Source organism: Clostridium acidisoli DSM 12555 (assembly GCF_900176305.1).
Classification (GTDB): domain Bacteria; phylum Bacillota; class Clostridia; order Clostridiales; family Clostridiaceae; genus Clostridium_I; species Clostridium_I acidisoli.
The window spans coordinates 187,977-211,521 of record NZ_FWXH01000002.1; the positions used below are offsets into that span (position 1 = coordinate 187,977).

The window sequence follows — 23,545 nt, forward strand, 5'->3', positions numbered from 1 at the left end:
ATCATATTCACGTGAAAATTACTGTATTCTTTTAAACTTTTTTTCCATTTCATAAAGTGAAGTTTTAACAATAGTAGGTCTTCCATGTGGACAATTAAATGGATCATCTATAAATCTTAAGGTATCTATAAGTACCTTCATTTCCTCTATATTTAATGTGTCATTTGCCTTTATTGCAGCTTTACAAGCAAGAGTTGCTATCCTATTGTATTTAACTTCATGAGTCTCTCCAGAGCCTAAATTTTTAAGGTTATCTAGTATTTCAGTAAAAAGACTTCTCATTTCTGGTTTACCTAAAAAGTTTGGTACTTCTCTTATTGTTATAGTATTATCGCCAAAAACTTCAATTGTAAAACCTGCTGACAGGAATATATCTTTATTTTCAATATAATAAATAAAATCTTCTGGAGTCAGTTCTATAACAACAGGTGTGAGTAGTATTTGGGCTGTTACTTCCCCCTGTTTTATACTCTTTGTATATTTTTCAAATAATATTTTTTCATGTGCTGCATGCTGATCAATAATATAAAAATCTTCTGATGTCTCTGCTAGTATATACGTACTATGAAATTGACCTATTATTCTTAATGCTGGGAATTTAGGTTCTTTAGCAGTTTCTTTTGTACTCTTTTCTTCTTGTATTACATAATTAGCTTCGTTACTATCTTTTTCAGCTACAACAAAATTCTTAGGAGTTTCAGTTTTAGGAGTAAAATTATTTAAAGCAATGGTTTTTTCCTCTATTGTTTTTAGGTCCAGTGGAATTTGCACAGTTTCTCTTTTACTAGGAATATCGTATATGTCGTTCTCAATTGGCTTTTCAAGTTCTAATTCAAAATTGTTTTTAAGACTTTCTTTTATTGATTCGTGCACAGTATCAAATACCAGTTTAAAGATTTCTCTATCATTTTGGAATTTAACCTCTGCTTTTGTTGGATGTACATTAACATCAATGAATTCGGGAAATATCTCCAAAAATAAAACGAAAAATGGGTATTTGTTAATCATCATAAAAGATTTTACTGCAGTTTCTACAGCTGTTGCAATAAGCTTATTTTTTATGTATCTATTATTAACAAAAACACTTTGATTGTTTCTACTGCCTCTACTTATTTCTGCATTACCAACATATCCATATACTGAAGCGATATCCGTATGCTTTTCAAATTTAATAATATTATCCCCTATAGTCTTCCCATATATGGTTCTTATGGTATCGTTCAAATTTTCAGTTGAATAGGTATTTAAAACTTTTTTACCGTTGTTTATAAACTTAAAGGATATTTTAGAGTTTGCTAGGGCAAGTCTACTAACTATATCGCTAATAAGTGACGCTTCCCTTTGAGTAGATTTTAAAAACTTTTGTCTTGCAGGAACGTTATTAAATATATCCCTAACTTCTATAGTTGTTCCAATACTAGCGCCAACTTCTTTTACATATTCTGTGATGCCTCCATTAATGCAAATCTCTTTTCCAAATTCATTGCCACTTATTCTACTTTTTAATGTAATTTTTGAAACAGCCGCAATACTTGGAAGTGCTTCGCCTCTAAATCCCAAAGTATTAATTGCATATATGTCTTCAATTGAACTTATTTTACTTGTAGCATGAGGCATAAATGCAAGTTCAATATCAAGAGGATTTATACCTGAGCCATCATCTACTATTTTAATAAGTTTTTGCCCACCTTCTTCAATCTCAATACTAATAACCTTAGCACCTGCATCTATTGAGTTTTCAATTAACTCCTTAACTACAGAGGCTGGTCTTTCTACAACTTCTCCTGCCGCAATTTTATTTGAGGTTTCTTCATTTAATAAATTTATCCTCTTCAAAAAACATCACCCTTTTCACCAAATTATAAATTTTTAGCATTTTTTATAATTTCATATAGTTTATTCATAGATTCTAAAGGTGTCATATTCATAACATCTATGTCACAAAGGTCTTTTATAAAATTGTCCTTTCCTATATCTGCAAAACCAATTTGAACCGTATCATTTTTTTGTTTTTTTGCACTAGTTACCTTTTTAGGTTTTTCCTCTAGAATTTTTTCATAGCTAATTTCTTTAGAGTTTTCATTCTCAAGATTCTCTAAGATTTCTTTAGCTCTTTTAGTAACCTCTTTGGGAAGCCCAGCTAATTTTGCTACCTCAATTCCATATGATTCATCAGCTCCACCTTTTACTATCTTTCTTAAAAATACTATATCATCTTTTATTTGCTTTACAGCTATAGAATAATTTTTAAGACCGTCAATAACCCCTTCAAGGCTTGTAAGCTCGTGATAGTGAGTAGCAAACAGTGTTTTACATTTAAGTTTTTTATTTGTACAGATGTATTCAACCACTGCCCAGGCAATGCTTAGTCCATCGTATGTGCTAGTTCCCCTACCAACCTCATCTAATATTATAAGACTGTTTGGTGTGGCATTTTTAAGTATATTTGATACTTCCCACATTTCTACCATAAAGGTACTTTTACCTGCAGCCAAATCGTCAGAAGCACCTATTCTTGTAAATATTTTATCACAGATTGAAATTTGTGCCTCTTTAGCTGGTACAAAACAACCTATTTGAGCCATAATAACTATAAGTGCAACTTGCCTCATATATGTGGATTTACCTGCCATATTAGGACCAGTAATAAGCATAAGTTGTTCTTCCTTAGTATTTAGTTTTGTATCATTTGCAACAAAGGTACCATAAGAAAGCATGTTTTCTACTACTGGATGTCTACCTTCTTTTATATCTATAATACCATTATTAATAATTTTAGGCTTACAATAGTTGTTTTCTAGTGAAATTGACGCTAACGAAGAAAGACAATCAAGTTCAGATAATAACCTTGCACTTTTTTTCATTCTATCTATATGTGAGGAAATTTCATCTCTTAATTTAGTAAATAGTTCGTACTCTAAACTTACTAGTTTTTCTTCCGCTCCAAGTATCTTTTCCTCCATATTTTTAAGTTCTTCTGTTATGTATCTCTCACAATTTGCAAGGGTTTGTTTTCTTATATATCTTCCTTCAGGAACCATGTTTAAATTTGATTTAGTTATTTCTATATAATATCCAAAAACCTTATTGTAGCTAATTTTTAAAGATTTTATATTTGTTTCTTCTCTCTCTTTGCTCTCTAAGTTTGCAATCCATTCCTTGCCATGAGCTTTTGCCTTTCTAAGTTCATCTACTTCTTCATTATAGCCGTCTTTAATTATATTTCCTTCTTTAACAGATATAGAAGGAGCTTCTAATACTGCACTATCTAAAATTTCATATATATCCCTTAAGTCGTCTAATTTCATGTTTACTTTATTTAAAAGTGTGCATTTAAACTTTTCCAATATTTCTTTTACGTTTGGAAGCTTTTCTATAGAATTTTTTAAGAATATAAACTCCTTAGCATTAACACTTTGAGTTGATATCTTTCCAACAAGTCTTTCTATATCATATATTTGTTTTAAAGAAGCTTTTAAGTCTTCATGTAGCGATATGTTTAAAGTAAGTTCTTCAACAGCATCAAGTCTATCACATATAGCGGTTTTATCTACAAGAGGTTCTTCAATCCACCGTCTAAGCTGCCTTGCACCCATAGCAGTACTGGTTTTATCTAATACCCATAATAAGGAGCCCTTTTTACTTTTTTCTCTAAGCGTTTCTGTTAATTCTAGATTTCTTCTTGAATTCATATCAATGCTCATATAATCAATAACAGAATATCTCTTAAGTGTGTTTATATGATCAAGTGAGACCTTTTGAGTATCTATTATATATTTTAATAGCCCATTGGCGGAATCTTTTATTAATATATCCCTTTCAACATCTTCATAATTAGAAAATTGTGCTTTTAAATTTTCTTCTCTTTCATCTAAAAAAAATTCATCATCAAAACTTGAGAAAACACATTTAAATCTTTCTTTGATTTCTTTTAGTAATTTCTCATCTAAACTTTTTTGAACCAAAATTTCCTTTGGGTTATATTTAGATATTTCATTCATAATTACTTCATGATCAATGGTTTCTCTAGTACAGTTAAATTCTCCAGTAGATACATCTGCAATAGAAATTCCAAAAGTATCATTGTCAATAAAAAGACTCATTATATAATTATTTTTTGTGTCATCTAAAAATGATGAATCTGTATATGTTCCAGGAGTTATTATTTTTACAATGCCTCTTTTTACAATACCCTTTGCCATTGCTGGGTTTTCAAGCTGCTCTCCTATGGCAACCTTATAACCTTTGTTTATAAGTCTTGTAATATACATATTTGCAGCGTGATAAGGAATACCGCACATAGGGGCTCTTTCAGAAAGTCCACAATCTTTACCTGTAAGAACTAGCTCTAGTTCCATAGCTGCAATTTTTGCATCTTCAAAAAACATTTCATAAAAATCGCCTAACCGAAAGAACAGTATGCAATCCTTACAGTTTTCTTTTACACTCATATATTGTTGCATCATTGGTGTTAATCCCATGTCTAAACTCTCCTTTTAAAATTTTAGGTTTGACATATTTATGCCAAACCTAAAATGTGTCTTATATTTCTTCTCCAAGAAGTGAAAATGAATTTGCCTTTGTTATCTTTACTTTAATAAGTTTTCCTATATTATCATCGCTTGAAATAAAATTAACTAATTTTGAAGTTCTAGTTCTCCCCATAAGTTTATTTTCATCATTTTTGCTAGGACCCTCTACAAGGACTTCAACTATTTTACCTTCATATTCCTTATTTTTTCGAGCACTAATCTCATTTAAAGTCTCCACAAGTCTATTAAATCTTTCATGTTTAACTTCATCACTTATTTGATTTTCAATTTCTGCAGCTGGTGTTCCTTTTCTTATAGAATATAAGAATGTAAATGCAGAATCATATTCAACTTGTCTAACTAAATCTAAAGTTTCATTAAAATCTTCTTCTGTTTCTCCAGGAAAACCTACTATAATATCAGTACTTAAAGCTATACCTGGTATTTCTTCTTTAATCTTTTTAATTAAGTCAATATAATATTCCTTTGTATAATGTCTGTTCATCTTTTTAATAATGTTTGATGAGCCTGATTGAACAGGTAGATGTATGTACTCACACACCTTATCACAATCCCTTATTGCTTCAATCACCTTAAAAGTTAAGTCTTTAGGATGTGATGTCATAAAGCGTACTCTCTCAATACCTTCTATTTCATTTACTCTTCTTAGTAAATCTGCAAAATCTATTTTAGGTTCAAGTGCTTTTCCATAGGAATTAACATTTTGTCCAAGAAGGGTAATTTCCTTATACCCTTTGCTTACTAAATCCTTTATTTCATTTTCTATGTCTTCTGGATTTCTACTTCTTTCTCTTCCTCTAACATATGGCACAATACAGTAGGTGCAAAAATTATTGCAGCCATACATGATTGTTACAAAACCCTTTATACCACTTAATCTATCAACAGGTAAACCTTCTACAATTTCCTTCTCTTTATCCCATATTTCAATAATGGACTGTCCTTCATGCTTTACTCTATTTAAATATTCTGGCAGCATGTGAGAATTATGTGTTCCAAAAATTATATCAACAAAAGGGAATTTATCTATAATACTTTTAGCCATACCTTCTTGTTGCATCATGCAACCACAAATTGCAATAATTAAATTTGGATTCTTTTCTTTTTCTTTTTTTAAGGCTCCAACATTACCAAAAACCTTAAGTTCTGCATTTTCTCTTACACAACATGTATTGAATATAATTAAATCTGCTTCTAATTTGTTTTGTGTTCTACTATATCCATTTAATTTTAACATTCCTGAAAGTTTCTCGGAATCTTCCTCATTCATCTGACATCCATATGTAGCAATAAAGAAGAGTTTATTCTTATTATTTTCCATATATATTAATCCTCCGTTTTAATCTTTTAGCACATATAATTGTAACAAAACGCCTCTAATTTAGCAATAACTTGTTTATCCACTCAATCCTATAGTTTTTTTATTTAACATATCCAAATTATTCACATCAATATTTATAACTGAATATAATGCTATATAAGGATGAGTTCATTAATAAGACTAATTATAGATTCATAATAAAGTTAAACTTTATTTTCAACATATATTTTTTTATATATGTAAATATAAAAATAAGGAGTCTTGATAAATGAGTAGTTCTTATCATCATGATAAAAAAAATAACCGTATTCATTTTGATTCAAGTGCTTTTAGTGATCCAAGTATTTCAAGTGAAATAAGCGTTTCCAGTACTTTAGAGAACGTAAATAAACTAAGTGTTCCAAGTGAATCCTGTGAAGAATGCGGTCCATGCGACTTATGCCATACTATTAAGGCAGACCCAACAAACATGTCAAAGCATGGAGGTAGATTATTAACTGTAAAAATAAAAGTAAATAACGTATGTTATGACAAAAAAGTATCTATAGCATGCATTATATATGGAAAATATGACAAAATACTTGCTTTTAAGGCTTTTACTACAATTCTTTGTAGAGAAAATGGAAATTCTAAATGTGGTACCATTGAACGTACCCTAACATTTGTAATACCAGATGATGATATATTTGATCCTTGTAACTTAAATGTTCGTGTAATAGCTAATTATATATATCCATGTGAATAAAACAATTAATCAGCTGCATATCAGTGCTATTACTAATTTAGAACGTGCCTTGTAAAGCAGATAATAGGAAGTAATCTTCGAGTGATCTTAGTTACTTCCTATTATTTTTTTATATTTTGCATATATAAAAAAGAGCCTTTGTTTCATAAGTAAGTTCTGAATCCAATATCTCAGTAACTTCTTTAAACTAGGGCTCTTTATTTATATTATTCTTTTACATTTAAAATGTTTCATATATATTTTAAACGAATTTTTTTAATATTTTTGGTAAAGCTACTCATAGTGGTTTTTATAACCAATAAAAATTAAGGAGATGATAATATGTATGATGCTAAAAAGGAATCCAAAGACGAGAACCTAAAATACAATACCATAGCAGATAGAGGTTATTTTAATAGAATTTCCTACGACAGTGTAGGTAGTATTCCAACTTCATATGTTCCTATAGAAAGTGCTTTAAAAAGATAATAAAGGCGGCTTTTTAGCCGCTTATCTTTGCAACTTCCATTTGTATATTTCTTTATCAACCTTAAAGCCAACAGATTTGTAAAGCTCAAAGGCTATTCTATTATCCCAATCTACTTTTATGTAAATCTCTTTAAATCCATTTTTAACTGCAACATTTTGTAAAAACTTTATAAAATATTTACCATAACCATTTTTTCTATATTCACTTAATATACCAAAATTAACAACTATGGGCATTGAATCATTTACAATTATTTGTCCATAACCTATAGGTTTATCGTCTATATTTATAAAGTAACATCCATCTTCAAAATAATAATCTTGAGATTCATCAAAATATATGTCTTGAATCGAAAGCGGTATTCGGTCATCCTTTTCAAAAATTTTATTTTGAATATAGCAACGTATTTTCTCATCCTGATTTGATAGAAATTTAGTAATACTTATATCTTTTCTAATTTCTAAATGTTTTGTCCCTATTAAATTGCAACACATCTCAAGTGTTCCTTGAATTTTCTTAAATCCAATTTCCTTTAAAACTTTATAATTAAAATTGTTTTTTTCACATTCATATATAAAGCTGCCTTTTAAGGATATGGAATTCAATAGCATTTTAAAACACTTTACAGAATCCTCATTTATGTTTATACTTAATGATTCGATTCTATAATATTTTCTGGAATCATTATTAATCCATATGTATCCAACATACTTTCCGCTGTCTTCTAAAAGCTTTACCAATTTCTTTCTGAAATGTTTTTGAATAAAATTTAAATCATTATAAAACTTAAAAAAATCTTTATTTATGTTATTAAATATTTTTCTATCGTCATTTAATTTTTTTAAGTTGTTAATATTATTATTATTTAAATTAACACAACTTAGCATATTAAACCTCTTAATATAAATATTTTAATACAGTATATATTAGTGATTTAATCTTTAAAATATTACTATATTATTAAAGGATGTACTAAACATTGTTAGGACATCCCTTGATAAGTTTTTTATTCTACTGTATCCTCTACTTCTTTAATGCTTAAACCTATTTTTTTAGTTTCTTTATTAACATCAATGATTTTTGCTTTGATTTCTTCACCTATTGCAAGTACATCTGAAGGTTTCACAATTCTTTTATGGCTTATCTCAGATATATGTGCAAGAGCATCTACCCCTGGTTCAAGCTCTATGAAGGCACCAAAGTTTGAAAAACGAACTACTTTACCTAAAACTACTGAACCAACTGGATATTTTTCTTCAACACTTATCCATGGATCTTCTACAAGTTTTTTTAGACTAAGTGATAATTTTTTATTTTCTTTATCTACGTTTAATACATAAACTTTAACCTTTTCGCCTATTGCAAGCACATCTGAAGCCTTGTTGATTCTTCCCCAAGATATTTCTGATACGTGTAATAAACCATCAACTCCATTTACTTCAACAAAGGCACCAAAATCTGTTAATCTCTTAACTTCACCTTCAATTACATCACCAATGGCTAAAGACTCCCAAGTTTTTTCTTCATCTTTTTCTTTAACTGCCTTTAAGATATCTCTTCTAGAGCCAACAATTCTTATTGTGTTTCTCTTTTTCGAAAACTCAATTATATTTACATCTATCTCTTCTCCTATGTACTTTGTTAAATCGTCCACATGAAAAAGTTCTATATGAGAAGCTGGTATAAATACTCTTATTCCTTTATATGCTGAAACAAGACCACCATTAACGGCTTCTTTAACTGTTACTCTAATTACTGTTTTTTCTTCATATGCTTTTTTAACTGCATTAAAGCCAGCATCTCTTTCTAACTCACTTCTTGAAAGTACTACATAATTGTCTTCATTTTTTAATTTTATAACCTTTGCTTCTATTTCCTGTCCCAATGTAAACAAGTCCGTTAATTTTACACTAACATCATTTGTAACCTCATTTATAGGTAATATGCCGTCATTTTTATAACCTATATTTAGATAAGCCTCTCTATCATTTAATTGTATTATTTCACCCTTAATAACAGCACCTGTGTAAATTTTCTTTTCATTTTCATCCATCATTTTAAGAAGTTCATTCATACCTTCAATATTTTGTTCATCACTCATTTTATTTATTGCCTCCTTTATAATCCAATCTGGTGTAGAAGCACCGGCTGCGACACCAATTTTTATATTATTTTTACCTTTATATAAATCTTCAGGAATTTCTCCCGAATTTTCCACATGAATTGTATTTTCACAGTTATCTTTACATATTTCATAAAGTTTTGTTGTATTAGAACTGTGATGAGCTCCAATTACAATTACAACATCGGAGTTCTTCGATAATTCTTCTGCTTTTCTTTGTCTCACTTCTGTTGCATTACATATTGTATTAAAAGCAACTAACTCTTTTGCATTTTTAATTACTATTTGTAAAACCTTTTCCCAATTTTCTTGTTTTTCTGTTGTTTGAGAAACCACACATACTTTTCTTGGTAAAACATCTAAGTTTTCACCATTTTTTGAAATTATAGCTTTGTCCTCACACCAACCATTTATACCAATAACTTCTGGGTGATTTTTATCACCAACAATTACTATTGTATAACCTTTCTCACTGTAAGCTCTTACTTTTTCATGAATGTTTTTTACATAAGGACAAGTAGCATCAATTATATTTAAGCCCTTTTTCTTTAGTAAATTTATTATCTCAGCAGTCACTCCATGAGATCTTATAATTATTGTATCACCAGTGTTTAATGAATCCAAATTTTCAATTTCAATAGAATGTATGTCTTGACTCTCTAGATGCTTAACCACATCATTATTATGAATCAACTGTCCAAGTGTATATATTTTGGTATCACTGTTTTCTTTTGCATTAAGAGCCATATCAACAGCTCTTTTTACTCCAAAGCAAAAGCCAGCACTCTCTGCCAAAACGATTTCTTTCATTTATCTATCACCTCAAACTAGTAGCTAGAAAACTATTACTTTGTTTTTATGTAACTAGCCATTAAGTCAACAACTTCTTCAATAGACATATTTGAAGACTCAATTTCAATGGCATCTTCTGCCTTTGATAAAGGATCAATTTCTCTATGACTATCAAAATAATCTCTTTCTATTATATCACTTAATATCTTATTATACTCTACATTTATACCTTTATTTATAAGTTCTTTAAATCTTCTCTCAGCTCTTTTTTCTGCTGAAGCCGTTAAATAAAATTTATAATTTGCATCTTTTAATACAACAGTTCCAATATCTCTGCCATCCATTATTACATTGTATTTTTTAGCTATATTTTTTTGTATTTTTACAAGTATCTCCCTAACTTTAGATACAGCTGCATAACTAGACACCCTACTACTTATTTCAGGAGTGTTTATTTTTTCACTTAGGTTTTCATTGTTTACAATAATATCATCATTTTCAAAATGCATCTCTAAGTTATCTATTAAATCACATAAGGCTCCAACATTTTCATGAGATATGTTATTTCTAATAGCCATAACTGTCACTGCCCTGTACATAGCACCAGTATTTATATACATTAAATTAAATTTTTCCCCAAGTAATTTAGCTATAGTACTTTTCCCTGCTCCCGCAGGACCATCTACTGCTACAGATAATTTCAATTTTAATCCGCCTTTCTTTAAAAAGTCCGTCAAAAACTATATATTCTATAAAAAATAAAAAAATCCTCTAATTTTACATATTAATATGAATTTTTATTACATTCTTTATAACAGAAGTTATTCTTCTATGTTTTTCCCTGCTGCATAACCTGTAGATAAAGCTATTTGCATGTTAAAACCTCCAGTGTAACCATCCACATCTAATATCTCACCTGCAAAAGACATATTACTAACAACTTTTGATTTTAAGCTTGATGGATCAACTTCATGTGTATCAACCCCACCAGCCGTTATTATTGCCTCAGCTATTGGTCTTAAACCCTTAACATTCATTTTTAAGTTTTGCATCAATTGTACAAGAACTTTTCTTTCCTGCTTAGTAATAGAGTTAACTTTTTTATTTTCATCTATGTTAGAAAGTTTTATTATTGTATCAATTAATTTTTGTGGCAATAACTCATTTAAAGAATTTTTAAAATCCTTATTTGTAAACTTCAAAAAATCCCTTTGAATTCTTTTATCAAGTTCTTCTTCCGTAAGTGCAGGTTTAAGATTAATGCTTGCAATTACATCTTTTTCTACAAACCTACTTCCACTTAAAACTATAGGCCCTGATATGCCATAATGAGTAAATAACATCTCTCCAAACTCTTTATATAACACCTTCTTATTTTTATATAATGTTAACTCCACATTTTTTAATGATAAACCTTGAAGTTCTTTTACAAAATCTTCTTTTATTTCTATAGGTACAAGAGAAGGTTTTGTTTTCTTTATATTGTGTCCAGCGGCTTTTGCAAATTCATATCCATCACCAGTTGAACCTGTTTGTGGATACGAAAGTCCTCCTGTGCAAATTATAAAATAATCTGCTTTTATAGAATCCCCTTTTTCAGTAATAAGATTTTGTATGAAACCAGCTTTAACATTTATCTTCTCTATTCTAGTATTAAGGACAATGCTTACATTTTTATTGTCTAGTTCTCTGATTAATGCATTTATGATATCAGAAGATTTATCTGATTTTGGAAAAACTCTATCTCCACGTTCAACTTTTAATGGCACCCCTAAGTTTTCAAAAAAACTCATTACATCATTATTAGTATAAGAATATAAAGAGCTGTATAAAAAGTTTGGATTTCCAGGTATATAATCAAAGAATTCACTAATGTCTTTAGCATTTGTAACATTACATCTTCCCTTGCCTGTTATGTAAAGTTTTTTACCTAATTTTTCATTTCTATCTATAAGTGTAACCTTATATTTTTCAGCAGCAGCAATAGCCGCCATCATTCCAGCTGGGCCGCCACCAATAACTACAACTTCTTTCAATATAATCACTTCCCTTAAATTTTTTAATATGCTTTAAGTGCAAAATAAAAAAGTAGGCAACTCCTACTTTTCTTCACTACCTTTAAAAGAATACACTTGATATTCTTGCCATATGTTTTCTAAAGCTTCAAAAGTAGTAGATATTTTTTCTTTTTCTCTTAAGCCTACAGCTACTATTAAAGCATTAATAACACTTAGTGGAGCAACCAAAGAATCAACGAAAGATGCCATATTGCTCTGTGCAATTAATGTAAAATCTGCCTTTGTAGCAAGTGGAGAAAGTAAACTATCTGTTATAGCAACAACCTTTGTTCCCCTGCTTTGTGCATAACTAAGAGCTTCAATGGTTCTTGCTGCATATCTTGGAAACCCAATGCCGATTACAAGGTCTTCACTAGAAATATTAATAAGTTGCTCAAAAATATCACTCATGCCATAAGCAACAATGTTTACATTATCAAGTATTAAATTTAAATAAAATCCTAAAAACTCTGAAAGAGCAGTTGAACTTCTAAGCCCAATTATGTATATTTTTTTTGCAGCAAAAATACTGTTCACAACTTCATCAAAAGTTTTATGGTCTATTTTTTCTAAAGTTGTCCTAATGTTCTCTATATCTGATTTCAAAACACCTTTTAATGCATTGTCCTCGCATATTAGATTGTTTGAAATTTCAAGTCTTTGAACTGTAGTTAATTTGTTTTTTATTAACTCTTGAAGTGCTTTTTGCAATTTAGGATAACCACTAAATCCTAGTTCATTTGCAAATCTAACAACTGTAGATTCACTAACCCCAACATTTATGCCAAGTTTTGCAGCAGTCATAAATGCAGCCTTGTCGTAATGTTTTAAAATATATTCAGCTATTAATTTTTGGCCTTTGCTTAATCTTGAAAATTTTAGCTGAATCGTTCTCATTAAATCTTGTTTATTATTTTCTACGACACTATCCATTGAGTATATCAATCCTTTCCGGAACATACAAACCGACGTCAAATCTTATTTTATTTTATCATCAAATTAGAAACATATCAATAAATTATTGTATATCGTTGTAACATTGATAATTTCTTTATACATAATAGTAAAAAATTGCGAAGCAAGCGTTAAAACCCTTCAATGTTACTTTGCAATTTATTTTTATTATGAACCAATTTCATACCTACAGATTTTTTAGATATCCTACTTCTTCGTCAGTTAAGTATCTCCATTTTCCTTTTTCCAAATCATTTAAAACAATATTACCAATGGATATTCTTCTTAAAGTAATTACAGGGTGTGAAATCATTTTACACATTTTTCTTATTTGTCTTTTCTTTCCTTCATGTATTGTTATTTTTACCTTTGAAGTTTCCGTATCTTTTTTAAGTATAACAATTTCAGCTGGTGCCGTTACATAACCGCCAATATCAATACCACTACAAAACAAATTAATCTCATCAGCAGAGGGAATTCCCTTTATAGTTGCTTCATAAACTTTATTTATCTTCTCTCGAGGATGAATTACTTTATTATATATATCTCCATCATTAGTCATTATTAAAAGTCCTGAAGTATCATAATCAAGTCTTCCAATAGGAAATATTCTTTCCTCAATATCTTCTGTTAAATCTAAAACTGTTTTTCTGCCTCTCTCATCTTTTAATGTAGACAAATATCCTTCGGGCTTATTTAATATTATATAAACTTTATTTTCCTCCAAAAAAATCTCTACACCATTAACATATACACTATCCTTAACAGTATCTATTTTCACGCCTAGTTCTGTTAAAATAGTATCATTTACTTTAACTTTTCCTGCTTGTATAAGCTTTTCAGAATTTCTTCGTGATGCAACACCACATCTTGCCATAAATTTTTGCAATCTTTCTTCCACAATACTCACCTAATTATATTTAAATTTTATATACATTACTAATATATAAGTTATTAATTCTTCTCATGTTGATAACAATTTACATAAGAATTATATATATAATATACAATAAAAGCAAATATATTTAGATATTTTAAGTATAAAAAGAAATATTAGGTTAATAATACTATTTAGGTAACAAAGGAGGTGTCTAAAAATGGGAAAGAAAAATTCAAACAACAACCAAACTGATTCAAAATCAACAAATGATAGAAAATCAGAAGGTGAAAAATCAAAAAAGAGAAGTTAAATTGCAATGGGCTGTTTTAGTTATTCTAGAGCAGCCCATTGTAATTTATAGTTATTTTCACTTAAATATTGTACTTTCTCAAATTAATGAATATTATAGTAATATAATGGTTTTTATTAAGGGGGAATAAAAATGAGTTCTAGAGATTTATTTTGGTATGAGGATGTCGTAAAGGAGGATTTTTTATTAGCACACAAGACAAAAACAATTAATCAAAATATGTCCATTTCTAATGATGCTTTAAAAGATGTTGATTCACTTGTTCTAACAGAAGCTGTCAAATTAAAACTATTAGATAGGATAAAACTACAAGAAATATGGCTTTTAGAAAACACAACAATAGAGGGAGATTTGATATTAGTAGAGGATTTTAAAGCTAGAAATAATATTAATTACACTGGAGATATAAACGCATTAAATGTTTATTTTGGTCACAATACTTCTTTGAATGGAAATTTTGAAGCAAAAGATAAATTTGAGATAGGAAACTCCGCGATTATAACTGGGGACATTAAATGTACTGAATTACGTATTGGGGAAAATGCACGAGTTAGTGGAACAATTACTGCAAATGAAATTTATGCAGGTTCTAATTTCTATTCAGATGGAAATATAAAGTGTACTAAATTTATGACTGGAGAAAACAGTAAACTTATGGGCAAAAATACTATTGATTATTTGTATTCTCAAAATGGCCTTAATATAAATGGCGGACAGTTTTTAGAATTACACACAGATGACAATTTTAAATCTAAAAATTCTATGTCTGGTAATAAATTAATTATGGATAATTGTGTTATAATAAATGGTAATATTAAAGCTAAAGATTATATAAGAGTTGGTGATAAAAGTGTAATAAATGGAGATGTTTATTGTGAAAACTATTTGGAATTTGGACCTGGAACAACTTTTAATGGTAAAAAATATAGTGCAAAAGAAAAACAATTACCACCTTCAAGTGCAAAAATAAGAAATCAAGGACCTGTACACTTTGCTGAATTTTAAATAAAATTTATATTCTTATGGAGGTTAAATTTTGAAAAAACAAAATATATTTTGGGGTGTAATTTTTATTTTATTAGGAATTACGATTCTAGTAAACAGATTTTTTAATTTTAATTTTTTTAGCATATCTAATATGTGGCCAATAATTATATTAGTATTAGGTTTATTATTTGAATTTGATTATTTTGTTAGTAAGCGAAATGCAGGAATTTTAGTTCCTGGAGGAATATTAACTACCTTAGGTATTTTATTTTTCTTTGAAACATTTACCAATTGGACATACTCTGAATATACTTGGCCAATTTATATTCTTTCGGTTTCTTTAGGTTTATTTCAATTTTATTTATTTGGAAACAAAAACAAAGGAGTGCTTTTCTCTAGTACCTTGCTATTTCTTATAGCACTCTTAAGCTTTCTTTCCATGATATACAATACGTGGTTTTCATGGATAAAATTCAATTTAATTATCCCAATATTATTTATATTAATTGGTGTATATATATTGTTTAGGGGCTCATTTTCAAAAAAATAATATCATTTTTATTAAAAGTTAAATTACACAAAAGCAAGTTTTATTTACTTCAGGTAGCAATATACATTGTAATTATTTACTACAAATGTTAAAATAAACTCATATAATATTTTAGGGGGGCTTTTGATGAATAGAAAAACAAAAGTACAGGAACTAGAAGGAACCACTAATAGTAAAACTGAACCCAAGCCAAAAAGCTCAGTTAAGAGGACACCCAGAGTTACAAAAACTTCTAAACCTATAAAAGAAACTGTAGAAACTTCTTTAAATCTTTCAAAGGAAAACTTGAAGAAAAACATAGTTGAACTAAAGGATGCAGCAGCGGATGTGTCTAAAACAACTGCCAAAACAGTAAAAAAGGTATCTGAATCCGCAAAAAAAACAATCACAAAAACTTCAGATGATTTAGCTAAAGCTGTTAAAACTAATATTTCAAATATAATAGGTTTTGATAAAAAACTATATATTGAATATTACGGAAAAAAGGTCAGTGAAGATGAGTTGGTTGAAAGATTTAAATTAGAATGGACAAAATCCCATAAGCTGTCAGAAATAAAAGATTTAAAAGTGTACTACAAAATTGAAGAAGATACTGCATATTATTTAGTTAATGACGAAGAAACTTTATCAATTAAAATAATTTAAAAAGAGCTTATTGCTCTTTTTTCAATTGTGAAAAAAAGAAGCACAACTATAAACAGATTTCTATAGTCATGCATCCTTTTATTTCTCACTAATTTAACACTTTTTTAGAGTAACTTTTCCTTTATCTGTTAACTTCCACATTTCAATTTCTATATTTGAATTTCCATCACAACAGCTATGTTTAGATTTTTTAACTTCTTTGCTACAATCACAACCGCCAGCACAACAAGATGAAGTTCCGTTCATCTTATCTCGCACAATATACCCCATTTGCTGTAATTGTGATATCATAGCTTCAACCATACCCTCGTCAACGCCTAATTCATTAGCCATAGCTTTATTTGAGTATAAACCTCCTGCTGCTAATTTCTTTAATATTTTCATTAACATTCTCAATCATCCTCTCTATCAAATAGTGATACTGAATATCATTATCACTATTTAATTAAAACCAATTAGCTTCCCTATTTGGAATACTAAAACTGAAGTTATCCAAGCAACTACACAAGTATATACTACAGTAATAAATGCCCACTTTCCTGAATTTGTTTCCCTTTTTATTGCACCTATCGTGGCAACGCATGGCACATAAAGAAGTGTAAAAACCATAAATGACAATGCTGAAAGTGGAGTAAATGCACCATGAATTGCGGTAATAAGTTTACTACCTTCCTCAACGCCATAAATTGTTGCCATGGTTCCAACTACGGCTTCTTTCGCTACAAAACCTGTTATAAGTGCTATACCTGCTTGCCATGTACCAAAGCCTGCTAGTACAAATAATGGAGCTATAGCAGCACCTATCATTCCAACTATACTATCTTTTGATCCTGGTGCTACTCCAAATGGTAAATTTGAAAGTACCCATATAAGTATAATAGAAGCTAATATTATAGTCCCTGCTTTTTTAACAAAGGCCCCTGCTTTTTCCCACATGTGTATTAATGTACCTTTAACAGTTGGTACACGATATGGTGGCAATTCCATTATAAAATATGAATCCTCCCCTTTAAATACAGTGCTGCTGAAAAATTTACCCATAATAATTGCTACTAAAATACCTAACACATACAGCCCAAAAACTATAATTCCACCAGCATTAAAAGGTCCAATTTTTGTATTTGAAAAAAATGCACTTACAAATAATGCATAAATTGCAAGTCTTGCAGTACAAGACATAAACGGACTAATTAAAATAGCTACCATTCTATCCTTTTTGCTCTCAAGTGTTCTTGCAGACATTACTCCAGCAACGTTACAACCTGTCCCAATTATGAGTGATACAGCTGTTTTTCCATGAAGGCCTATTGCATTCATAAGTCTATCCATTACATAAGCTGCTCTTGCCATGTATCCACTGTCTTCAAGTATTGATATTAAAAGATACATTATAATAATCATTGGGGTAAATCCAAGTACTGAACCAACTCCACCTATTAAAGCGTCTACAAAGAATGACTTAACTAAATTTGGTGCGCCAAGATATGTTAAATTATTTCCAACCCAGCCACCTAAAAAATCAAAAAACCTTCCAACAAGATCCGTCAGTATTCCATTACCAATAGTCATAGTTATTTGATACATAACAAACATAATAATAGCAAATATTGGAATACCAAGCCATTTATTAGTTACTATTGAATCAATTTTATCAGAAAGCGTTTTTTTATTACTTTCACTACTTCTTTTAACTGATTGCTTTACAACGCTGCCAATAAATTCATATCTTTTATCAACAATAAATGCATCTACATCATATCCAATTGATTCTAATAATAAATCATTACTCTTTTTTAATTCAGCCTCTACATTAGCTGTATTTTCTTTTTCATGTATGTACTTTTTTATAAATTCATCATTTTCTAGTAATTTTATTGCAGTCCAGGAGGTCGGATATTCTAATTTTATGTTATTATTTTTAAAACTATTTTCAATTTTTTCAACATGTTTTGCTACTTCCGTACCGTAATCAATCTTGTATTTATGTACTCTATTTTCTTCATGTTTTTCACCTAAATTTATGGCTGCTATAACTAATTCCTTAATTCCTTCTCCCTTAACCGCTGTAGTTGGAACTACTGGTATATTTAAAAGTTTCGATAATTTTTCCACTTCTATTTTTATATTCTTGTTTTGGGCTTCATCCATCATATTTAGTGCCAAAACAACCTTAACACCAGTTTCTAAAATTTGAGTTGTTAAATATAAATTTCTTTCAACATTACTTGCATCAATTACATTTACCACAACATCTGGATTCTCTTTAAGTATGAAATCACGTGCTACAACTTCATCTTCTGAGTATGCGCCTAAACTATAGGTGCCAGGTAAATCTACCACCGTAATGTTTCTGCCTTCAGCAGTCATTTTTCCTTCTTTTTTTTCTACTGTAACACCTGGCCAGTTTCCAACATGTTGTTTTGCTCCAGTTAAGTCATTAAACAAACTAGTTTTACCACAGTTGGGATTACCTGCTAATGCGAATACTAAATCTTTACTCATTGCTTACCTCCAATATATATTTATACTTCAATTGCCATAACCTTCTGTGCCATACCTCTTCCAAGAACTAATCTCGTTTCCCCAACTTTAATTACCATAGGTCCAACTTGGTTATTTATTATTTCTACAATTGCTCCTTTGTTAAAACCCATCTCCATAAGTTTTTTACAAATAGCTTCTCCTCCAACAACTCTATCTATTTTAGCCAAGGTACCAACTGAAAAAGCATTAAGTGGCATACAAATATTATCCATGCTCGCTGCCCCTTTCCTATAATAATTCTACAATAACATCCTTAGCTTCTTTTTTCCTAAGACTTAGATTATACCCCCTTAATTGAAGCTCAATTGGATCCCCCATTGGTGCTTTTCCAGATACTAATATTTCTGTACCCCTTACAATGCCCATGTCCATTATCCTTCTTCTAGTTCTACTATTAGGATCAACCCTAACCACTTTAACTTTAGAATTAATTTCTACTTCATCTAGACCGATTTCTCTTAACATTACAACACCACCTAAATATTTTTATCGATAATCAGCATCAGTATAATATAAAAATAAATGCTTATTTAAAGCATTTGATATTGATTATCATTATCAGTTCAATAATATAAGATTTTAAATGGCTTGTCAATAGTTTCTAATATAAATTCTGATTTCATAATATAAATAGATCTATAGCGCTTTTAACAAAAACAAAGAGAGCGTTGAATTTAATGCTTAACTCATAGCGCTCTCCCACTCTCTGCTTTAATAACTTTCTAATCCCAAGTTTTAATACCTCCACCAAAGGCATCTTCCCAATCTTCAATAAATTTATTTACACTCCACTCTGTTAAGGGATGATTCATCATAGCTTTTGCAATATCTGGTGGCACTGTTACACTATGAACACCAACTTTCATAAGTTCAAGCACTTGCTGAGCATTTTTAAAGCTCGCAGCTAAAACCTTAGTGTTTAAATTATATCTATCAATTATGCTTACTAAATCTCTAACAGTATTTACTCCATCACCAGAAATATTATCTATTCTGTTGACATATGGAGCTACATAAGCTGCTCCAGCTTTAGCAGCAAGAAAACCTTGATGAGCTGTAAAAATTGCTGTTGCTGTAATTTTTTTACCTCTTTTACTTAATTCCTTTATAGCTCTAAGTCCTTCAGATGTTACTGGAATTTTAACATAGATATTTTCACGAATGCTACTAATAAAATCCGCTTCTTTAATAATCTCCTCATATTTTGTGGAGATAACTTGAGCGTGTATTGGAGTTTCTTCCCCTACAATGTCATTAATCTCTTTAATTAACTCAATGAATTTCTTTTTTTCTTTTGCAACAATAGTTGGATTGGTTGTAACCCCGTCGATTGGTAAAATTGTATAAAGTTCCTTTATTTCATTTACATTTCCTGTATCTAATATAAGTTCCATACCTGTGCCTCCTCTATTTTAATAACCACCTAAGACTGTTTTTATTCCTCTACCGTTAAATAAAGAAATTATGTTATCTATTTCTTTATCAGAAAGCAGCTTTAAACAATCCAATTTATATTTCCTACCTAAAGCCTTATATTTAGAGCTTCCATACTGATGAAATGGCAAAATATGCACCTCATTAATATTAAAGTTACATAGGTATTCAATTATTTGCTTCATATTTTCTTCTTTTGCTGTGTATCCTGGAATTAACGGAATTCTTGGAATTACTTTCACATTTTTATCCATAATCTTTTTAAAGTTATACTTCATAAGTTCAACATCTAAGTTCAAAATTTGCTCAGATTCTTCTTTATTCATAATCTTAAAGTCCCACAATACTGTATCTAAAAGCTCAGTAATTTTATCTAATGTATCCCAATTTCCTACTCCAGTAGTTTCTATAGCAGTGTTTATTCCTAGCTTCTTCAATTCTTTTAATAGTTCAATACAAAACTTGCCTTGACAAAGAGCTTCTCCACCAGAAAGTGTAACACCTCCTTCTGTTGTTTCATAAAATATTAAATCTTTTTTTACCTCGTTAATAACTTCTTGAACAGTGTATTCTATGCCAATGGTTTCTATCGCACCAGTAGGACAATTTTCAGGTGACCTTGTACATTTTAAGGCACTGCTGCTGCTACACTTAATGCACAAAACTTCCTTCCTCATTGCCTCATTTTGAAAACTTTGAGATTCAGGGTTTGAACACCATGGACATCTGAATGGACATCCTTTAAAAAAGATCACTGTTCTTACGCCGCCTCCATCATGGAGGCTATATCTTTGTATGTTAAAAATTGTAGCTGTATTCAAATTGACCACATCCTATAATAAATGTTCAGTTCTGTTTATAATGTCATTTTGTATAGATTTATCCAGTTCTATAAAAATTGCACTATATCCAGCAACTCTCACAACTAAGTTTTGATATTTTTCTGGATGTTTTTGTGCCTCTCTTAAGGTATCTTGTGAAACCACATTAAATTGAATATGCTGTATTTTCAGCCTACTAAAGGCTTGTATATAACCTACAAGTTTTCTTAACCCTTCATCACCTTCTAAAGTAGCTGGAGAAAATTTTACATTTAATAAACTTCCATTTGAGGTTAAATAATTATCTAGTTTGCTCACGCTTTTTAAACTAGCCGTAGGGCCTTTTTTATCTCTGCCTACCATTGGAGATAGTCCTCCATCTGCAAGTTGCTCCTTTGCCATTCTTCCATCTGGCGTAGCACCTACGATCTCTCCTAAAGGAATATGAGCAGAAACTGTGTACGAACCAGGCTGAAAAATCCCACCTCTTATATTTTTATATTCTGAAACCTTATTGCAATAATAGGATAATATCTCAGCTCCTAAGTAATCTACCTCGTCCTCATCATTGCCATATTTTATATACTTATTTATAATTCTTTGCCTTAAAACCTCATTGTCTTTCCAATTGTTATTCAAGATGTTTACCAATTGCTCAAGAGTCATTTCTTTATTTTCAAATATAAGTTTTTTAATAACATATAAAGAATCGCTTAGATTAGGGCTTCCTATGCCTTGCACACCTGAAAAATTGTACATTGCACCTCCTTCTGTTACGTCTTTTCCACTTTCAAAACATCCAGTAATAAAGTTTGATAAGAATGGTATAGGTGCACATTCCCTATGAGCTTTATCAACTATATTGGAACCTTCCACCATATCTTTAACATACTTTGAAATATTGTCTTTAATTGAAGCTAATAAATCATTAAAACTTTCAAATCCATGTTGGTTTTCCTTTAAGGTTACTTCCATAATTTTTAACAAATTAAATAAAGCTATATCATGTAGTCCATAGGTTTTCCCTGGAATAGAAAGTTCAACACACCCAACCACCGCATAATTTCTAGCATTTTTCAGTGAAACACCTCTATTAACATAAGCCATGATATTTGCTTCATCATTAAATACTTGTGGCATTCCAGTACCAATTCTAATTGTCTCAGCAGCTTTCATTAAAAATTCTCTTGGGGATTTTTCACTCACTCTAATGCTCAAATTTGGCTGAGGAAGTTTTATTTCACCAAGAATATCAAGCATAATATAGGATAACTCATTAGTAACATCTCTTCCCATTTCATCTACGCCACCAAGTACAATAGTATATCCTATAGGAAAACCAGCAAAGTATTTAGCACTTTCAGTACTCCTTAGTGCTACAATTGTGTTGAATTTTATATAAAGAGCCCTTAGAACTTCTTTCATAAATTCAATATTTATACCTTCTTCCAGTGATTTTTTAAAATATGGATACATATATTGATCGAAACGACCTGGAGAAATAGAACTAGCATTTGACTCATGCTGAAAAATTAAACTTATATACCAAAAAAGTTGCACAGCTTCATAAAAACTATCTGGTTTGTCATTAGCTACTTTAATGGTTATTTTTAGGATTTCATTAAGTTCATTTTTTCTAGCTTCCTCTTTTTCACATATAAGCATAGATTTTATTAGTTCAGCATGGCGTAAAATATAACTTCTTGCTGCCTCCAGTGAAATTACAGATGCCTTATAAAAATTATTTTCACTATTTTCTTCTAGCTTTTTCTTAGCAGAAGCAATCATTCCTTTTAAACCATTTTTAAATATTATCTCATAATCAGGTATAATATGTCCCTGTCCCTTATCAGTTTGATTGATAGCAAATATCCCAGACTTGGTGTCTTCTTTTACATAAGCTGAAATATGCTCTTCACAATAATCTTTTAAAGATTTTCCTTTCCAATATGGATAGAGTTCATTTTTAAAGTAGCTCTTATCTTCTTCTGATATTTCAAATTTATCCTGTTGTCTTTCTGCAAATAAATCAAGTTCATCCAAAATCCAATACGGTGACATTTCAGGTGAAACAACTCCTGATCTTGGTTTTACTGTTCTATCACCAACAATTAACTCTCCTGGTTTTATAGTGATTTTAGTTTTGTCCAGTATGTTTTTGAGTGCCTTTGCTCTTCTTATTATTACAGCTTCACCTTCGGTTTTTCTCCAACTTTCAGTATAAATTTTCGATCTCTCTAATGATATTTCTCTTTTTTCTTTAAAAAGTTCATCCTTCAAATACTGAATACGATCACTAAGCATCTATACTCCCTCCCTTCATTTTTTATACTTATTCATCTTATTTTTATTATTGTTTGG

At 29.9% G+C, this 23,545-nt stretch carries 21 protein-coding genes; 5 read left to right on the forward strand and 16 right to left on the reverse strand.

Annotated features, from left to right (window positions below; genetic code table 11):
- Window positions 1-18 precede the first annotated feature (18 nt).
- The 3 genes from mutL to miaB form a co-directional block, all read right to left on the reverse strand.
- Entirely contained in the window at window positions 19-1,836 is a 1,818-nt protein-coding gene (mutL, locus tag B8978_RS00965; protein ID WP_084113411.1) for a DNA mismatch repair endonuclease MutL, read from the reverse strand.
- Window positions 1,837-1,859: 23 nt separating this feature from the next.
- Complete coding sequence (gene mutS, locus B8978_RS00970) at window positions 1,860-4,481, reverse strand: DNA mismatch repair protein MutS (RefSeq protein WP_084113412.1); 2,622 nt, start codon at window positions 4,479-4,481, stop codon at window positions 1,860-1,862.
- A gap of 61 nt (window positions 4,482-4,542) precedes the next feature.
- On the reverse strand, window positions 4,543-5,874 hold the full coding sequence (gene miaB, locus B8978_RS00975; RefSeq protein ID WP_084113413.1) for a tRNA (N6-isopentenyl adenosine(37)-C2)-methylthiotransferase MiaB: 1,332 nt from the start codon (window positions 5,872-5,874) through the stop codon (window positions 4,543-4,545).
- Between the two features lie 268 nt (window positions 5,875-6,142).
- On the opposite strand from miaB, the gene B8978_RS20135 reads away from it, so the two are divergent.
- Complete coding sequence (locus B8978_RS20135) at window positions 6,143-6,619, forward strand: hypothetical protein (protein WP_242950450.1); 477 nt, start codon at window positions 6,143-6,145, stop codon at window positions 6,617-6,619.
- A gap of 321 nt (window positions 6,620-6,940) precedes the next feature.
- Window positions 6,941-7,087, forward strand: a complete 147-nt coding sequence (locus B8978_RS19590) for a hypothetical protein (protein WP_176212561.1) — start codon at window positions 6,941-6,943, stop codon at window positions 7,085-7,087.
- Window positions 7,088-7,108: 21 nt separating this feature from the next.
- On the opposite strand, the gene B8978_RS00985 is transcribed toward B8978_RS19590, so the two are convergent.
- The 6 genes from B8978_RS00985 to B8978_RS01010 form a co-directional block, all read right to left on the reverse strand.
- Window positions 7,109-7,975 carry a GNAT family N-acetyltransferase gene (locus B8978_RS00985; RefSeq protein WP_084113414.1) on the reverse strand — a complete coding sequence of 289 codons (867 nt, stop codon included), beginning with the start codon at window positions 7,973-7,975 and terminating at the stop codon, window positions 7,109-7,111.
- A 119-nt stretch (window positions 7,976-8,094) separates the two neighbouring features.
- The gene (locus tag B8978_RS00990) at window positions 8,095-10,020 is read right to left on the reverse strand and encodes a bifunctional 4-hydroxy-3-methylbut-2-enyl diphosphate reductase/30S ribosomal protein S1 (protein WP_084113415.1); all 1,926 of its coding nucleotides are present in this window, start codon (window positions 10,018-10,020) and stop codon (window positions 8,095-8,097) included.
- Window positions 10,021-10,055: 35 nt separating this feature from the next.
- A complete protein-coding gene (gene cmk, locus B8978_RS00995; RefSeq protein WP_084113416.1) occupies window positions 10,056-10,706 on the reverse strand; it encodes a (d)CMP kinase in 651 nt (216 codons plus the stop codon).
- A gap of 117 nt (window positions 10,707-10,823) precedes the next feature.
- Entirely contained in the window at window positions 10,824-12,038 is a 1,215-nt protein-coding gene (locus B8978_RS01000; protein WP_084113417.1) for a BaiN/RdsA family NAD(P)/FAD-dependent oxidoreductase, read from the reverse strand.
- Between the two features lie 63 nt (window positions 12,039-12,101).
- A complete protein-coding gene (locus B8978_RS01005; RefSeq protein ID WP_084113418.1) occupies window positions 12,102-12,992 on the reverse strand; it encodes a MurR/RpiR family transcriptional regulator in 891 nt (296 codons plus the stop codon).
- Window positions 12,993-13,200: 208 nt separating this feature from the next.
- Window positions 13,201-13,914: a pseudouridine synthase gene (locus B8978_RS01010; protein ID WP_084113419.1), complete on the reverse strand. Its 714-nt coding sequence runs from the start codon at window positions 13,912-13,914 to the stop codon at window positions 13,201-13,203.
- A gap of 421 nt (window positions 13,915-14,335) precedes the next feature.
- On the opposite strand from B8978_RS01010, the gene B8978_RS01015 reads away from it, so the two are divergent.
- The 3 genes from B8978_RS01015 (at window position 14,336) to B8978_RS01025 (ending at window position 16,385) form a co-directional block, all read left to right on the forward strand.
- Window positions 14,336-15,208, forward strand: a complete 873-nt coding sequence (locus B8978_RS01015) for a polymer-forming cytoskeletal protein (protein WP_084113420.1) — start codon at window positions 14,336-14,338, stop codon at window positions 15,206-15,208.
- 31 nt (window positions 15,209-15,239) lie between these two features.
- Complete coding sequence (locus B8978_RS01020; protein ID WP_084113421.1) at window positions 15,240-15,740, forward strand: LiaF transmembrane domain-containing protein; 501 nt, start codon at window positions 15,240-15,242, stop codon at window positions 15,738-15,740.
- A gap of 126 nt (window positions 15,741-15,866) precedes the next feature.
- Window positions 15,867-16,385 (forward strand): DUF6465 family protein, encoded by a 519-nt coding sequence (locus B8978_RS01025; protein ID WP_084113422.1) that lies wholly within the window; start codon window positions 15,867-15,869, stop codon window positions 16,383-16,385.
- Between the two features lie 93 nt (window positions 16,386-16,478).
- Here the strand turns inward: B8978_RS01025 and B8978_RS01030 are convergent, their stop codons facing one another.
- From B8978_RS01030 to B8978_RS01060, 7 genes are all read right to left on the reverse strand, one after another.
- A complete protein-coding gene (locus tag B8978_RS01030) occupies window positions 16,479-16,775 on the reverse strand; it encodes a FeoC-like transcriptional regulator (protein WP_084113423.1) in 297 nt (98 codons plus the stop codon).
- 51 nt (window positions 16,776-16,826) lie between these two features.
- Window positions 16,827-18,887 carry a ferrous iron transport protein B gene (gene feoB, locus B8978_RS01035; protein ID WP_084113424.1) on the reverse strand — a complete coding sequence of 687 codons (2,061 nt, stop codon included), beginning with the start codon at window positions 18,885-18,887 and terminating at the stop codon, window positions 16,827-16,829.
- Window positions 18,888-18,907: 20 nt separating this feature from the next.
- Complete coding sequence (locus B8978_RS01040; protein WP_084113425.1) at window positions 18,908-19,141, reverse strand: FeoA family protein; 234 nt, start codon at window positions 19,139-19,141, stop codon at window positions 18,908-18,910.
- 16 nt (window positions 19,142-19,157) lie between these two features.
- Window positions 19,158-19,394 carry a FeoA family protein gene (locus B8978_RS01045; RefSeq protein WP_084113426.1) on the reverse strand — a complete coding sequence of 79 codons (237 nt, stop codon included), beginning with the start codon at window positions 19,392-19,394 and terminating at the stop codon, window positions 19,158-19,160.
- A gap of 257 nt (window positions 19,395-19,651) precedes the next feature.
- A complete protein-coding gene (fsa, locus tag B8978_RS01050) occupies window positions 19,652-20,323 on the reverse strand; it encodes a fructose-6-phosphate aldolase (RefSeq protein WP_084113427.1) in 672 nt (223 codons plus the stop codon).
- Between the two features lie 18 nt (window positions 20,324-20,341).
- Window positions 20,342-21,184 carry a [formate-C-acetyltransferase]-activating enzyme gene (locus tag B8978_RS01055; RefSeq protein ID WP_084113428.1) on the reverse strand — a complete coding sequence of 281 codons (843 nt, stop codon included), beginning with the start codon at window positions 21,182-21,184 and terminating at the stop codon, window positions 20,342-20,344.
- A gap of 12 nt (window positions 21,185-21,196) precedes the next feature.
- A complete protein-coding gene (locus B8978_RS01060; protein ID WP_084113429.1) occupies window positions 21,197-23,488 on the reverse strand; it encodes a formate C-acetyltransferase in 2,292 nt (763 codons plus the stop codon).
- Between the last annotated feature and the right edge of the window lie 57 nt (window positions 23,489-23,545).

Coding starts and splice junctions, on each gene's coding strand:
- mutS (WP_084113412.1), bottom strand. CDS start 4,481: ATGGGATTAACACCAATGATGCAACAATATATGAGTGTAAAAGAAAAC.
- miaB (WP_084113413.1), bottom strand. CDS start 5,874: ATGGAAAATAATAAGAATAAACTCTTCTTTATTGCTACATATGGATGT.
- B8978_RS20135 (WP_242950450.1), top strand. CDS start 6,143: ATGAGTAGTTCTTATCATCATGATAAAAAAAATAACCGTATTCATTTT.
- B8978_RS19590 (WP_176212561.1), top strand. CDS start 6,941: ATGTATGATGCTAAAAAGGAATCCAAAGACGAGAACCTAAAATACAAT.
- B8978_RS00985 (WP_084113414.1), bottom strand. CDS start 7,975: ATGCTAAGTTGTGTTAATTTAAATAATAATAATATTAACAACTTAAAA.
- B8978_RS00990 (WP_084113415.1), bottom strand. CDS start 10,020: ATGAAAGAAATCGTTTTGGCAGAGAGTGCTGGCTTTTGCTTTGGAGTA.
- B8978_RS01005 (WP_084113418.1), bottom strand. CDS start 12,992: ATGGATAGTGTCGTAGAAAATAATAAACAAGATTTAATGAGAACGATT.
- B8978_RS01015 (WP_084113420.1), top strand. CDS start 14,336: ATGAGTTCTAGAGATTTATTTTGGTATGAGGATGTCGTAAAGGAGGAT.
- B8978_RS01025 (WP_084113422.1), top strand. CDS start 15,867: ATGAATAGAAAAACAAAAGTACAGGAACTAGAAGGAACCACTAATAGT.
- B8978_RS01030 (WP_084113423.1), bottom strand. CDS start 16,775: ATGTTAATGAAAATATTAAAGAAATTAGCAGCAGGAGGTTTATACTCA.
- feoB (WP_084113424.1), bottom strand. CDS start 18,887: ATGAGTAAAGATTTAGTATTCGCATTAGCAGGTAATCCCAACTGTGGT.
- B8978_RS01040 (WP_084113425.1), bottom strand. CDS start 19,141: ATGGATAATATTTGTATGCCACTTAATGCTTTTTCAGTTGGTACCTTG.
- B8978_RS01045 (WP_084113426.1), bottom strand. CDS start 19,394: ATGTTAAGAGAAATCGGTCTAGATGAAGTAGAAATTAATTCTAAAGTT.
- fsa (WP_084113427.1), bottom strand. CDS start 20,323: ATGGAACTTATATTAGATACAGGAAATGTAAATGAAATAAAGGAACTT.
- B8978_RS01060 (WP_084113429.1), bottom strand. CDS start 23,488: ATGCTTAGTGATCGTATTCAGTATTTGAAGGATGAACTTTTTAAAGAA.